This window comes from Streptomyces longispororuber (assembly GCF_024448165.1).
Lineage (GTDB): Bacteria > Actinomycetota > Actinomycetes > Streptomycetales > Streptomycetaceae > Streptomyces > Streptomyces longispororuber_A.
In genome coordinates this window covers 55,745-69,329 of record NZ_JAMOLN010000025.1, presented here as the reverse complement: position 1 = coordinate 69,329, position 13,585 = coordinate 55,745, and the positions used below count along the sequence as shown (strand labels likewise).

At 72.5% G+C, this 13,585-nt stretch carries 9 protein-coding genes; 4 read left to right on the top strand and 5 right to left on the bottom strand.

Annotated elements, in window-relative coordinates:
* Window positions 1–330 precede the first annotated feature (330 nt).
* On the top strand, window positions 331–2,685 hold the full coding sequence (locus tag M4J07_RS10225; RefSeq protein WP_255970013.1) for a GH92 family glycosyl hydrolase: 2,355 nt from the start codon (window positions 331–333) through the stop codon (window positions 2,683–2,685).
* Between the two features lie 61 nt (window positions 2,686–2,746).
* Here the strand turns inward: M4J07_RS10225 and M4J07_RS10220 are convergent, their stop codons facing one another.
* The 3 genes from M4J07_RS10220 to M4J07_RS10210 form a co-directional block, all read right to left on the bottom strand.
* The gene (locus M4J07_RS10220) at window positions 2,747–3,886 is read right to left on the bottom strand and encodes an LCP family protein (RefSeq protein ID WP_255970010.1); all 1,140 of its coding nucleotides are present in this window, start codon (window positions 3,884–3,886) and stop codon (window positions 2,747–2,749) included.
* Between the two features lie 35 nt (window positions 3,887–3,921).
* Window positions 3,922–4,434: a transglycosylase SLT domain-containing protein gene (locus M4J07_RS10215; protein WP_255970007.1), complete on the bottom strand. Its 513-nt coding sequence runs from the start codon at window positions 4,432–4,434 to the stop codon at window positions 3,922–3,924.
* Between the two features lie 188 nt (window positions 4,435–4,622).
* Window positions 4,623–4,883, bottom strand: coding sequence for a hypothetical protein (locus tag M4J07_RS10210; protein WP_255970004.1), 261 nt, complete (start codon window positions 4,881–4,883; stop codon window positions 4,623–4,625).
* A 229-nt stretch (window positions 4,884–5,112) separates the two neighbouring features.
* On the opposite strand from M4J07_RS10210, the gene M4J07_RS10205 reads away from it, so the two are divergent.
* Window positions 5,113–7,464: a WD40 repeat domain-containing protein gene (locus M4J07_RS10205; RefSeq protein WP_255970001.1), complete on the top strand. Its 2,352-nt coding sequence runs from the start codon at window positions 5,113–5,115 to the stop codon at window positions 7,462–7,464.
* A gap of 15 nt (window positions 7,465–7,479) precedes the next feature.
* On the opposite strand, the gene M4J07_RS10200 is transcribed toward M4J07_RS10205, so the two are convergent.
* Window positions 7,480–8,685: a cysteine desulfurase-like protein gene (locus tag M4J07_RS10200; RefSeq protein WP_255969998.1), complete on the bottom strand. Its 1,206-nt coding sequence runs from the start codon at window positions 8,683–8,685 to the stop codon at window positions 7,480–7,482.
* A gap of 197 nt (window positions 8,686–8,882) precedes the next feature.
* Entirely contained in the window at window positions 8,883–9,293 is a 411-nt protein-coding gene (locus tag M4J07_RS10195; RefSeq protein WP_255969994.1) for a RidA family protein, read from the bottom strand.
* A gap of 411 nt (window positions 9,294–9,704) precedes the next feature.
* Between M4J07_RS10195 and M4J07_RS10190 the strand changes: the two genes are divergently transcribed.
* Both M4J07_RS10190 and M4J07_RS10185 read left to right on the top strand, forming a co-directional pair.
* Entirely contained in the window at window positions 9,705–10,991 is a 1,287-nt protein-coding gene (locus M4J07_RS10190; protein WP_255970025.1) for a phosphatase PAP2 family protein, read from the top strand.
* 58 nt (window positions 10,992–11,049) lie between these two features.
* On the top strand, window positions 11,050–13,512 hold the full coding sequence (locus tag M4J07_RS10185; RefSeq protein WP_255969992.1) for a DEAD/DEAH box helicase: 2,463 nt from the start codon (window positions 11,050–11,052) through the stop codon (window positions 13,510–13,512).
* Window positions 13,513–13,585: the final 73 nt, after the last annotated feature.

The window sequence follows — 13,585 nt, the reverse complement described above, 5'->3', positions numbered from 1 at the left end:
AAGGTGTCAGGGCGAGTGGACATGGCCCGACGATGGCAGCGGTCGCGACCGTGCCCCGCCCGGGCCGAAGCGGTCATCCGGACGTCATCCGGACGTCAGCCGAAGTGCGGCGCCGGCACGCGTCCGCCCCGCCGGCGCCGCACTTCGGCTGACGTCCGGATGACGTCCGGATGACCGCTTCGGCCCGGGCGGCCGAGCCGGGCCGCTCGGGATCCCCGCAGTCCGGCCGGTTCAACGGACCGCCGGCAGAGGTGCATTGACGGATCACCGTCCGGAGAGAAAGGATCAGCGGGCACGGAGTTGACAACGTTGTCGCACGAGAGGTTCACGATGAGAGCGCTGAAACGCGTCTTCACCGCCTTGTTGACCGTCACCACCCTGGCTGCGGCCACCACCGGTGTCGCGAACGCCGCACCGAAGGGACCCCGGTTCGCCGCCGACCCGACCACGCTGGTCGACACCTCGGTCGGCAACAACGGTGACGGCACCACCTTCCCGGGCGCGGCGGCTCCGTTCGGCATGGTCCAGTTGAGCCCCGACACCCAGCTCAACAAGTACGCCTCGTACGACTACGCGCAGGACACCATCCTCGGCTTCAGCCACACGCACCTGTCGGGCGTCGGCTGCCAGACGATGGGCAACATCCGGTTCATGCCGACGACCGGCCCGGTCACCTCGTCCGATCCGGCGCAGTACCGCGCCAAGTTCAGCCACGACAACGAGACCCGCTCGCCCGGCTATTACGGCGTGAAGCTCGACAACGGCATCCAGGCCGAGCTCTCCGCGACCCAGCGGACCGGCCAGCACCGCTACACCTACCCCGCCGGTTCGGGCTCCGAGAACGTGCTCATAGAGGCCGGCGAGAGCAACGGCAGCACGTACGCGGGCGACATCAAGGTCGTCGGCGACGACACCGTGGAGGGCTGGGTCCAGGGCGGCAACTTCTGCGGCGAGACGGGCAAGGAGCGCTACCGGGTCTTCTTCAGCGCCAAGTTCGACCGGACGTTCTCGTCCTTCGGCACCTGGAGCGACGGCACCCTGACCGCCGGTCGGCGCGAGGCGTCGCGCGGCACGAAGCGGGCCGGTGCCTGGCTGACGTTCGACCAGGACGGCGGCCGGCAGGTCGGTTCGTCGGTGGGCCTGTCGTACACCTCGGTCGACGGTGCGCGGCTGAACCGCAAGGCCGAGCAGCCGAAGTCGTTCGGCGCCGCCCGCAGCGGCGCACACGACTCCTGGCAGGACGAGCTCAACCGGATGCGGGTGGCCGGCGGCAGCCGCGCCGACCAGCGCACCTACTACACCGCGCTCTACCACTCGCTGCTGCACCCCTCGATCGGGTCCGACGTCGACCGCCGCTACCGGGGCTTCGACGACAAGGTGCACCGCGCGGACTCGACGTACTACCAGATGTTCTCCTTGTGGGACACATACCGCTCGCAGAACCAGCTGGTGGCCCTGCTGCACCCGGACAAGGCCGCCGACATGGCCAAGTCGGTGCTGCGGATCTACCAGGACGGCGGCTGGCTGCCGCGCTGGGGGCTCGGCGGCGGTGAGACGAACGTGATGAGCGGCGACCCCGTCACGCCGTGGGTCGTCGACCTCTACAACCGCGGTCTGCTCGACGACCGCACCGCGCGCGGCCTGTTCGACGCGCTCTGGAAGAACTCCAACGAGGTTCCCACGGACCAGTCGGTCTTCCGCGGCCGCGACGGCAACCCGACGTACGTGAAGAACGGCTGGGTCGGCTATCAGAACCTGCCGGGCTACACGTTCGGCGACAGCCGCCAGGCGGGCTCGGCGACCCTCGAGTACGCCCTCGCCGACTGCGCGCTGTCCACGATGGCCGACGGCCTCGGCCACCGGGACGAGGCGGCGGTGCTGGCCTCGCGGTGCGGCAACTTCGCCAAGCTGTGGGACTCCGGCGTCACCTCGCAGGGCTTCACCGGCTTCCCCGTCACGAGGAACGCCGACGGCAGCGTCGCGGGCGACCCCGACCCCACCCAGTCCGGCGCGTTCCACGAGGGCACGGCCTGGCAGTACCAGTGGCTCGCCCAGCAGGACCCGAAGGCGCTCTTCGACCTGATGGGCGGTCAGAAGGGTGCCGAGCAGCGGCTCGACACGTTCTTCGATCTGCCGACCGTGCTCACCGACCCGGCCAGGGCAGCGTCCGAGTCGTGGGTGACCGGCGCCTACGACTACCACAACAACTTCGCGTTCAACCCGAACAACGAGCCCGACTTCCACGCCCCGTGGATGTACACGTGGACCGGCGCGCCGTGGAAGACCTCCGCGGTGCTGCGCGCCATGCGCACGCTGTTCACCGACGACGCGTACGGCATGCCCGGCAACGACGACCTCGGCGCCACCTCGTCGCTGCTCGTCTTCGCCATGGCGGGCGTCTTCGAGGCGCAGCCCGGGTCCGCGAACTACATCGTCACGGCGCCCATGTTCGAGAAGGTCGAGATCCGGCCCGAGCACGGCCGCACGGTCACCGTCGAGGCCCCGGGCGCCGACGCGTCGAAGCCGCAGTACGTGTCGTCCGTGCACACCCGCGCGGGCACGCTGCACCGGAGCTGGCTGTCCCACGGAGACCTGCTGCGCGCCGGCACGATCAAGGTCGCACTGTCCGGAACGCCGACGGACTGGGGCGTGAACGCGGCCCCGCCCGCGCTGGCCCAGCGCTGAGTTCGCCGGTGCGGCCCCTCCCGTGCGGGAGGGGCCGCACCCTTGTGTCAGGCGTCAGGCGTCAGGTTCCGGAGACGACCGGGGAGTCGGTCCTGTCGGCCACCGAGCCGTGGGTCGCCGTCTTCGGGACGGGCCGGTCGTGGCGCAGGGCCGTCCACACGCGGTGCGACGCCTTGTCGAGGGGCAGGACGCGGCCCGCGTCCTGCGCGTCGTAGGTGACCGGCATCGTGACCATGGTGGTGCGGCCGGGGCTGATGCCCTTCAGGTCCTTGGCGAGTCCGAGCAGCTTGTCCGCGGACGCCAGCTCGGAGTCGGCGCTGATGCTCTTGGTCGCCGTGTCGGCCAGCGCGTAGGACTTGGCCGGGCTGCCGAGCGGGTCGACGGTGTCGGCGCGGTGGATGAGGGCCTTCACGAACGCCTGCTGGAGCTGGATGCGGCCCAGGTCGCTGCCGTCGCCGACACCGTGCCGGGTCCGTACGAGCGCCAGGGCGTCCTCGCCCTTGAGGCGGTGCTTCCCGGCGTCCAGGGAGAGACCGCTGTTGGGGTCCCGGATGGCGCTGCGGGTGCTGATGTCGACGCCGCCGAGCTCGTCGATGAGCTTCTGGAATCCCTTGAAGTCCACTTCGAGGTAGTGGTCCATGCGCAGGCCGGACATCTCCTCGACCGTCTTCACGGTGCAGGCGGGACCGCCCAGTGAGTAGGACGAGTTGAACATGGCCTGGTGCGCGGCCGGTACGGTGCCGCCGCCGTGCTGCGTCGTGCAGCTGGGGCGCTCGACCAGCGTGTCGCGCGGGATGCTGACGACCGACGCCTTCTTGTGGGTCTTGTCGACGTGCAGGACCATCGCCGTGTCGGCGCGGGCGCCGAGGACGCCGCTGCCGTAGTGGCCGTGGGTGCCCGCCCGGGAGTCGGAGCCGAGCAGCAGGATGTTCATGGCGCCGCCGCGCTGGGCGCTGGGCCGGTCGTCGCCGAGGGCGGCGTTGACGTCCGTGCCCTTGATGTTGCCGTTGAGGTGCTGCCAGGCGTAGGCCACGCCTCCGCCGCCGACCAGGGCCACGCCCAGGGTGCCCCAGGCGATCCAGCGCAGGGCGCTCTTGCGCCTCCTGTGCCGGGAGCGGCGCAGCCGCGCGGGCCCGTAGCCGGGTGTCGCGGGCTGTTCGGCCGGGTGCGGGTCGTGCTCGTTCCCGCTCTCGTACGGCATGTCCTGCCCTTCTTCGGTGACCGGTGACCGGTGGCTCAGTACGCGGAGTCGACGTTGTCGATCGAGCCGTAGCGGTCGGCGGCGTAGTTGGCGGCCGCGGTGATGTTGGCGACCGGGTCGGTCAGCTCGTTCGCGGTTCCGGAGACGTGGTACGCGTCGAAGGTGGGCTGGATCACCTGGAGCAGGCCCTTGGACGGGGTGCCGTTCTGCGCGTTCACGTCCCAGCCGTTCTGGGCGTTCGGGTTGCCGGACGACTCGCGCATGATGTTGCGGTAGAGGCCGTCGTACGTGCCGGGGATGCCCTTGGCCTTCATGATGTCGAGCGACTCGCGGATCCAGCCGTCGAGGTTGTCGGCGTAGGTCTTGGCGGGCGCGGCGGCGGCCTGGGACGCCCGGGCGCTCGTGGCGGCGGGCTCGGCGGCCTGCGCGGAGGTGGGGACCAGGGTCAGCGCCATGGCGGCGGCGCCCGCCGCGGCGACGCCGGCGGCGGAGATCCTGCTGAACCGGGTGGTGCGGCCGGCGCGCGGCAGCGTCTGGGTGATGGCCATGCTGGCTCACTCTCCAAAGGGGTGCGGGATGCGGGGCGAGCCGGGGCCGGTCGCTGGGGACTCAGCCAGGGTTAGCCGGGCCGGGGGCCGGGACGCAAAGATGTGACGTACTACCCGGGTACGCAGAAGCGCCGGTCGGGGCGCTGCGGTGGCGGCCTCTCCGCGGTCGCACCGGGACGGCGGGTCTACTACCGCCGTTCGCATGTGCCGTGGCTCATATGGGTGGGCTCACAGGTCGGGGGGTCTCGGGGCGCCTCCGGCGGTCGTCCGATGAGGGTGCGCAGAACCGGGACGGCAGCGCCGGCACTGGACAGGCCCGCGATGACGGCGGCAGCGACCGGGGCACCGGTGTGGACGGTCAGACAGCCGATGACCAGCCCCATGACAGCAGCGGTCAGCAGGACGACGGCGGTGTGCAGCGGCAGGAAGGTGTCAGGTCGAGTGGACATGGCCCGACGATGGCAGCGGTCGCGACCGTGCCCCGCCCGGGCCGAACGGATCCCGCGATGTCCGATCGCCCGCACAACTCCGCCGTACGCGGCGGGTGTTCGGCCGAACACCGCCGCACGGCCGACTCCTGAGCGAGGTGTACGGGGCTGTTCCGTGAAGTTCGGTGCTGTTCGGCCCCGAGGGCCCCTACGCTGCCGGAGACTTGGCGCCTCTCGGGGGACGGAGCACATGGCAGAGCGCGATGACGCCATCGACCGTGCGGACAGCTACGAAGCGGCGTTGCAGGACCAGGCCGACCACCTGGGCCGGCTCCGGGTGGAGCGGGGCAATCCGTCGCTGCGGGCGATCGAGGCACGCGCGCGCAAGCTGTTCGCCCAGGAGCGGGCGTCGCTGCCCATCGCCACGCAGAGTGCCGCGCTCGGTGCGAAGTACGTGGGCGTGGACAAGGTGATGCTGCTCGTCCGCACGCTGATGTCCTGGGACGAGTACGGGCAGGAGTGTCCGCCGCCTGACCGCCGGTCCCCTGTCCTCGAACCCTGGCGTGCGCGGTGGATCGCCGTGACGTCGCTCCGTCCGACGCGACGGCAGAAGCCATCGGCGCCACGGCGGGGGGCGGCGCGCGACCCGTCGGAGACGTCGCGCGCGCGGGGGCCGGGGTTCGCGTCCTCGCCGTACACCGACCTCGCCTACGCGCCGCTGCGGCACTCGGGCCCTGTCGTGTCGGCGGCGTTCTCGCCGGACGGACGGCTGCTCGCCGCAGCGGGCGCGGACCACACGGTGCGACTGTGGGACTCCGCGACCGGCGCACCGGTCGGCCAACCCCTCACCGGCCACACCGACGGGGTGGCGTCGGTGTGCTTCTCCCCGGACGGCCGGCTGCTGGCCACCGCGGGCGCCGACCACACAGTTCGGCTGTGGGACTCCGCGACCGGCGCACCGGTCGGCCAACCCCTCACCGGCCACACCGACGAGGTCTGGTCGGTGGCGTTCTCGCCCGACGGGCGGCTGCTGGGCAGCGCGAGCGCCGACGAGACCGTACGGCTGTGGCGCACGGCCACGCGCACACCGGCCGGCGACGCCCTCACGGGGCACGGCGATCCCGTCTGGTCGGTGGCGTTCTCCCCGGACGGCAGCCTGCTCGCCACGGCGGGCCGCGACAAGACCGTGCGCCTGTGGGACGTGGCCACCGGCGCTCTCCTGGGCAGGCCCCTCGTCGGTCACACCGACGACGTCGAGTCGGTGGCGTTCTCCCCGGACGGGCGTGCGCTCGCCTCGGCAGGCTCCGACGGCACGGCACGGCTGTGGAATCCGGTCACCGGCACGACGTTGCTCGCTCCCCTCACCGGGCACACCGGTCCGGTCTTCTCGGTGACGTTCTCCCCTGACGGCGGGCTGCTGGCCACCGCCAGCAAGGACCGGACCGTGCGGCTGTGGGACCCCGCGACCGGCACTCCGGTCGGCCAACCCCTCACCGGCCACACCGATCAGGTCTGGTCGGTGGCCTTCTCCCCCGACGGAAGCCTGCTCTCCACCGCGGGCCACGACAACTCCGTGTGGGTGTACCGCCGCGGTGAGCCGCACACTCCGGCATCCGTCGCCGAGTCCACCCCAGCGCTTCGGGCGGTCGAGCACGCCCTCTCCCGGGGGCACCACGTGCCACTGCCTGCCCTGGCCGCCGGTCACGGCGGCCCGATCCGCTCCCTGGCTTTCGCACCGGACGGTCACCTGCTCGCCACCGCGGGGGTCGACGCAACCGCGCGCTTCTGGGACCCCATCACCCGACTCCCCGTCGGCAACCCCCTCACCGGTCACACCGGCCAGGTCCTGACGGTGGCGTTCTCCCCCGACGGACGCCTCGTCGCCACCGCGAGCGACGACGACACGCTCCGCCTGTGGGACACCGTCCTCCACCGCCCGGTCGGACGTCCCCTCACCGCTCGCGACGGCGCCTCCTCGTGCATGGCCTTCTCGCCCGACGGACGCACCCTCGCCGGCGGCGGCTATGCCCCTCAGCTGTGGGCCACCGCGTCCGGCGCGCCTCTCGGTTCGCCGCTGTCCGGCCACACCGACAGCGTTCGGGCCGTGGCGTTCTCCCCCGACGGGCGGCTCCTCGCCACCGCGAGCGACGACAGGACCGTCCGTCTGTGGAGCACTCCCACCCGCCGCTCCGTCGGTGAACCCCTGGTCGGGCACTCCGGACCCGTCCTGGCGGTGGCGTTCTCCGCCGACGGGCGCCTCGTCGTCACCGCCGCCGAGGACGGGACCGTACGGCTGTGGGACTGCGCCACCGGCACGTCCGTCCGTGAGGCAGACACCGGCCACGCCGGTCCGGTCCACTCGGTGGCGTTCTCGCCCGACGGTCACCTGGTGGCCACTGCCGCTGCCGACGGGACGGTCCACCTGTGGAACACGACCACCCGCCAGTCCGTCGGTGAACCCCTCACCGGACACACCGACCGGGTGAACTGTGTCGCGTTCTCCCCCGACGGTCACTTCATCGCGACCGCAGGGCACGACGGGTCCGTACGGCTCTGGGCGGGGCATTTCGGGAAGTCGTCGCTCCAGCCGGCCGGTCGATGAAGAGGAGTCCGCGACTCACGCCCGGCCGAGTACGTCCAGGGCCGCGTGCAGACGGTCGACGTCCTCCTCGTTGCTGTAGGGCGCCAGTCCCACCCGTACGCCGCCCTCCGCTCCCAGACCGAGGCGGTCCGCGGCGAGTGCGGCGTAGAAGGAACCGGCGGGGGCGTCGACGCCGTGCGCGGCCAGGTGCCGGGAGACGTCCGCGGGGCGGTGGCCCTCGACGGTGAACAGCTGGAGCGGGGACGGTGACATGGCGCGGCCGTGCACCGTGATCCCGTCGAGGGCGGCGAGGCCGTCCTCCAGCCGCTTGGCCAGGGCGTGTTCGTGCGCCTCCAGCGCGGCGAACGAGGCGGTCAGCCGCTCGCGGCGGCTGCCCCTCGCGTCCGGGTCGAGGCCCGCGAGGAAGTCCACGGCGGCGTGCGCGCCGGCCAGCAACTCGTAGGGCAGGGTGCCCAGTTCGAAGCGCTCGGGCACGGCGTCGCTGGAGGGCAGGAGCTTGTCGGGGCGCAGGGACTCCAGCACCTCGGCGCGACCGGTCAGCACGCCCAGGTGGGGGCCGAGGAACTTGTACGGGGAGCACACGAGGGTGTCGGCGCCGAAGGCAGCCAGGTCCACCAGCGTGTGGGAGGCGTATCCCACGGCGTCGACGTGGACGTGCGCGCCCGCCTCGTGGGCCAGGGCGGCGATCGCCGGCAGGTCGGGGCGGACACCGGTGAGGTTGGAGGCGGCGGTGACGGCGACCAGGCGGGTGCGGGCTGACAGGTGCGCCGCGATGTGCTCGGGGCGCAGCGCACCGGTGGCCGCGTCGAACTCGGCCCACCGCACGGTCGCGCCGGCCGCTTCGGCGGCCTGGACCCAGGGCCGGATGTTGGAGTCGTGGTCGAGCGTGCTGACGACGACCTCGTCGCCGGGGCGCCAGGTCTTGGCCAGGGTCCGGGACAGGTCGTAGACGAGCTGGGTCGCGCTGCGGCCGAAGACGACGGTGTCGGGCGTCGTGCCGAGGAAGTCGGCGAGGGCCGCGCGGGCCCCGCTCACGACGCGTTCCGCGTTGCGCTCGCCCTCGGTGGTCCCGCCCCGGTTCGCCAGCGGACCGGTCAGGGTCGCGACGACGGCGTCGATGACCGGTTGCGGGGTCTGGGTGCCGCCGGGCGAGTCGAAGCGGGCGGAGCCGGAGGTGAGGGCGGGGATCCGTGCGCGGATCGCGGCGACGTCGAAGGGCATGACTCGACTCCTGGCTCGGGGGTGCGGTGGGGCGCCGGGCAGGCGCACGGTGGCGCCTGCCCGGAGCGGTCCGGTTCAGCCGAACTCTCGCACGGAGCCGCGGAGAAGGTCCCGCTGCCCCCGGCCGCGGACACCGCCGGCCCGTCGCCTCGGGCAGACAGGAGCTCAGGCAGACAGGACCTCGGACGGACAGGACCTCAGGCGGGCAGGACCGCCGTGGCCTCGATCTCGACGAGGTGGTCGGGGACGTCCAGGGTCACGACGCCGATCAGGGTCAGCGGAGGCGCCGTGGTGATCCCCAGCTTCTCGGTGGCCCTGGAGATGCCTTCCAGGAGCGTGGGCATCTTGTCGGCCGTCCAGTCGACCGCGTAGAAGGTCATTTTCGCCACGTCGTCGAAGGAACCGCCCGCGGCGGCAAGGGCCGTGGCGACGTTGCGATAGCACTGTTCGACCTGGGCGGCCAGGTCGCCCTCGCCGACCGTGGTGCCGTTCTCGTCCCAGGAGACCTGTCCGGAGACGAAGACGAGGCGTGTTCCGGAGGCGATGGCCACCTGGCGGTAGACGTCGATCTCGGGCAGGCCCTGGGGGTTGAGCAGAGTGATCGGCATGGCTCGCACTTTCTCCCGTTTTATAGCGGTCACTTGTGGTTCCTCAGTAACCGTAGGAGAGCGGTCCACAGCGGGGAAGAACGCACTTTTCCGTGACTGAGGAACCTTTCGGTGACCCAGCAGGCAGGGCCGGGGTGCGCCGGAGGAATCCGCTCCGCGAGGAGCGGCCGACCGGGCTCCTGACGTGCCCCTGTCTGCCGGCTGTGCATGCCGTTAGCATGTTCGAACTCGTGATGATCACCCGGATCGTCCGCTCTTCACCGGAAATTCGCGCCATCCCGCACAACACGTGAAGTTCTGCCCTTTGTGCCCTCAATCCACTACCGAGTCGGACAGTTGAAGACCACACCACGAATACCCCAGCAGCGTCAGTCCGGATCCGCGTCCGCCACGTGGCGTCAGCCGCGCACGGTGCTGTGGGCCACGGCGGGGGCGGCGACCCTCGCGTTCCTCGTCGCGCTGGAATTCGCGGCGCGCCACTACGGCCAGCCGGGCCCGATCTCCACCGAGGCGAGCGAGGTGATCTTCGCCCCGCACTCCGGGCCGCTGCTGTACGCCGGCCTGGCGCTGACGATGGTGGTGCTCACCTGGCGGCAGCGGCTGATCGCGGCGGCCACGGCGGTCGCCATCGACATCGTCTTCCTGCTGGTGCGGATAGCCGTCGGCGCCGATCTGACCTTCGGCAACGGCGCGCTGTGGGTGGTGGTGGCCATCGCGGTCCTCGCCGTCACCCGGCACACCGGGGCGGAACGGATCCTGCTGCTCAAGGGCGTCGGGCTCGGCCTGCTCCTGGTGGTCGGCCACAAGACCGGTGACACCTGGCTGCTGATCACGTCGAAGACCCGCCCCGACGTGCTCGACCCGTACGTCGCCACCGCCGATCACGCGCTGGGCAACCCGTCCTGGCTCGTCGGCCGGGCCATGGAGGCCACCGGCCCCGTCAGCGGCCACGTCCTGAGCGTCGTCTACGGGCAGCTCCCGCTGGCGGCCGCGCTCGTCGGCCTCTACCAACTGCGCCACGTCGCGGCCGAGCGCCGGTTCCCCGCCCACCACTTGGTGCGCACGTTCCTGGTCATCGGTCTGTTCGGACCGGCCATCTACATGATCTTCCCGGTGGTCGGGCCGGTCTACGCGTACGGGGCCGAGGGCGCCCAGTGGGCGGCGGCCAACGTGTGGCCCGACGCGCTGCCGCGGATCGGCACCCCGCACCCGATCCCGTTCGACCAGCTCACCCCGCGCAACTGCATGCCGAGCCTGCACACGGCGTGGGCCACGACGCTGTTCATCCACTCCCGCCACGGCTCACGGCTGATGCGGTACGCGGGCACCTTCTGGCTGGTCGCCACGCTCACCGCGACCCTGGGCTTCGGCTACCACTACGGCGTGGACCTCGTCGCGGGCGTGGTGTTCGCGCTCACCATCGAGGCCGGCATGCGCTCCGTGTCCCGCGGCTGGGACCGCTCGGCCGTCCGTCTCGTCGCCTACGGATCGGTCGTGTTCACCGCGCTGATCGTGGCGTACCGCTACCTGCCGGTGCAGATGGCCGCGCACCCGTGGCTGTTCGGACCGCTCATGCTGCTCCTCATGGGCTCCGTGATCCACCTCTACGTGCGGACCACCAGGCAGTGGGAGCCGAAGCCGGAGCCGACACCGCAGCCGGACGCGCAGCCCGCGGGACCCCAACCCGAACCCGTGTGAGGCAGGATCCCTACCGGAAGCGGCACAGGGCATTTCGGTGAGGAAAGGGTGGGTGCGGATGGCCGAGCAGGTTCTGCGGCCTCATCAGGTCGAGGCGGTCGACGCGATCCTGCGCTCCTTGCAGGCACCCGCGGACGGACGGCTGCCCGCGGACGGACTGCGCACCCAGTGCATCGCGGCCACCGGCTCCGGCAAGACGCTCGTGGCCGGCGCCGCCGCCCGGCGCCTCGGGGCGCGCCGGGTGCTGGTGCTCGTCCCCACCCTCGACCTGCTCGTGCAGACCGCGACCGCGTGGCGGCGCGACGGCGGGCGCACCGGGGCGATGGTCGGGGTGTGCTCGCTGCGTGCCGAGGAGTCGGAGGGCGTGCCGTGCAGCACCGACCCCGAGGAACTCGTGGAGTGGCTGCGGGACCTGGACACGGTGACCGTCTTCGCGACGTACGCGTCGGTCGGGCAGGGCGTCCTGCAGCGCGCGCACCTGGCCGGTCTCGCGGCCTGGGACCTCATGGTGGTCGACGAGGCGCACCGGACGAGCGGTGACGGCCTCAAGCCGTGGGCCGCGGTGCACGACCAGCAGGTGCTGCCCGCGGCACGCCGGCTGTACATGACGGCGACGCCCCGCGTGTGGGAGGCCGCCGACGGCCGTCGGGCGCCGCGGCTCGTGGCGAGCATGAGCGAGGACTCCCCCGTCTTCGGCCCCGTGGCCTACCGGCTGTCGCTGTCCGAGGCGGTGAGCCGGGGCCTGGTGGCGCCCTATCAGGTGGTCTGCGTCGACATCCGCGACCCCGAGCACGGGCGGAGGGCGGAGGGCGGGACGGGCGTCGAGGAAGTCCGCGGCGCCCGGCTGGCGGCGCTGCAGACAGGCGTACTCACCGCGGCCGCGCAGGAGAACCTCCGCAGGCTGCTCACCTTCCACACCAGGGTGGCCGAGGCGGAGGCGATGGCCGAGGGCATCGGCGACGTCGCCGCACGGCTGTGGAAGCGGGACCCGGCTGTGTATCCGCACCCCGAGCGGGTGTGGGCGAGCTGGCTGTACGGCGGGCATCCGCCGGTGCACCGGCGCGCGGTCCTCGACGCGTTCGCGTCCGACGTCATCGAGCCCGGGTCCGAGGAGGGCGGCGCACCCGGGCCGGTGCCGGCCGCGCTGCGCCTCCTGAGCTCGGTGAAGGTGCTCGGCGAAGGCGTCGACACGGCGAACTGCGACTCGGTCGCCTTCTGCGACGTCCGCGGGTCGATGGTCGACATCGTGCAGATGGTCGGCCGGGCCCTGCGGGTGCGGCCCGGCGACGGGAAGCTCGCCTCGCTCGTGGTCCCGGTGTTCCTCGGCCGGGACGAGGACCCCGACGACATGCTCACCTCCCCCGCCTACGGCGCCCTGGCCAAGGTCCTGGAGGCGCTGCGCGCGCACGACGCCGAGACGATCGAGGCGCTCGCCGACTCCCGTCCCCGCAGCGGGCCGGACCGGGCCGTCGAGCCGCAACCTGAGGAGAAGGAGGAGGGCGACGACGGCGGGCCGGTCACCGTGATGAGCGCTCCCGCGCGCGAGCTGCTGAAGTTCTCGGCGCCGCGCGACCCCGCGCAGCTGGCCCGCTTCATGCGGCTGCGCGTGATCCAGCCGGAGGGCGCGTACTGGCGGCGCGGGATCGAGGCCTGCGCCCGGTACGCGAAGGAGACCGGGACCGGGCAGCTGCGCGTGCCGTACGACTTCGTGACGCCCGACGACTGGAGCCCGGCCGGTTTCCCGCTGGGCACCTGGCTCGCCGACCAGCGCAGGCACCACAAGGCGGGCCGCCTGGACGCGGGCCGGGTCGCCGAGCTGAACGCGCAGGGCATGGTCTGGTCGCACCACGACGTGTCCTTCGACGAGGGCCTCACCGCGGCCCGGTCCTGGGCCGCCGAGCACGGTCACTTCCTGCCGCCCGCCGCCGCCGTGTGGAACGGCTACCCGGTCGGGACGTGGGCGAAGAACCAGCGGGCCGCCGCGAAGGCCACCGGGGCCGGGGCCGCGGCGCTCACCCCGGCGCGCCGGGAGGCGCTGGAGGACGTCGACCCCGGCTGGTGTCCGGTCTGGGACGTGGGCTGGCAGCGCGCCTTCCGTCTGCTGCAGGCGCATGTGCGCGCCGGTGGCGGGGTCCCCGGCGCGGCCGGTGAGCTCGTCGTGCAGGGCGAGGACCTGGGGCGCTGGGTCCGGGCGCAGCGGCTCGCCCTCGACCAGCTGCTGCCCGCCCAGCGATGGCTGCTCGTGCACGCCGTCGGCCTGGCCCCCGCCGCCGCGGACGAGCGGCCCGACCGGCTGACCCAGGACGACAAGTGGGCGCTCAACGTGCGGGCGGCCCGCCGCTTCCACGCGCGCGAGGGCCATCTGAACGTGCCGCGCAAGCACACCGAGGTCCTCGAAGGTGCGGGGGACGACGCCACGGAGGTCAAGCTCGGCATGTGGATCGCCAACGCGCGCCGTCGTGCGGAGAAGCTGACTCCTGGGCGGCGGGCCGACCTGGACGAGATCGGCATGCGCTGGTGACGCGGCACCGGCCGAGAACGCCGGTGCCGCACCGATGAGTTCCCTGCCCCCGGGGAGTCAGCACTTCAGACAC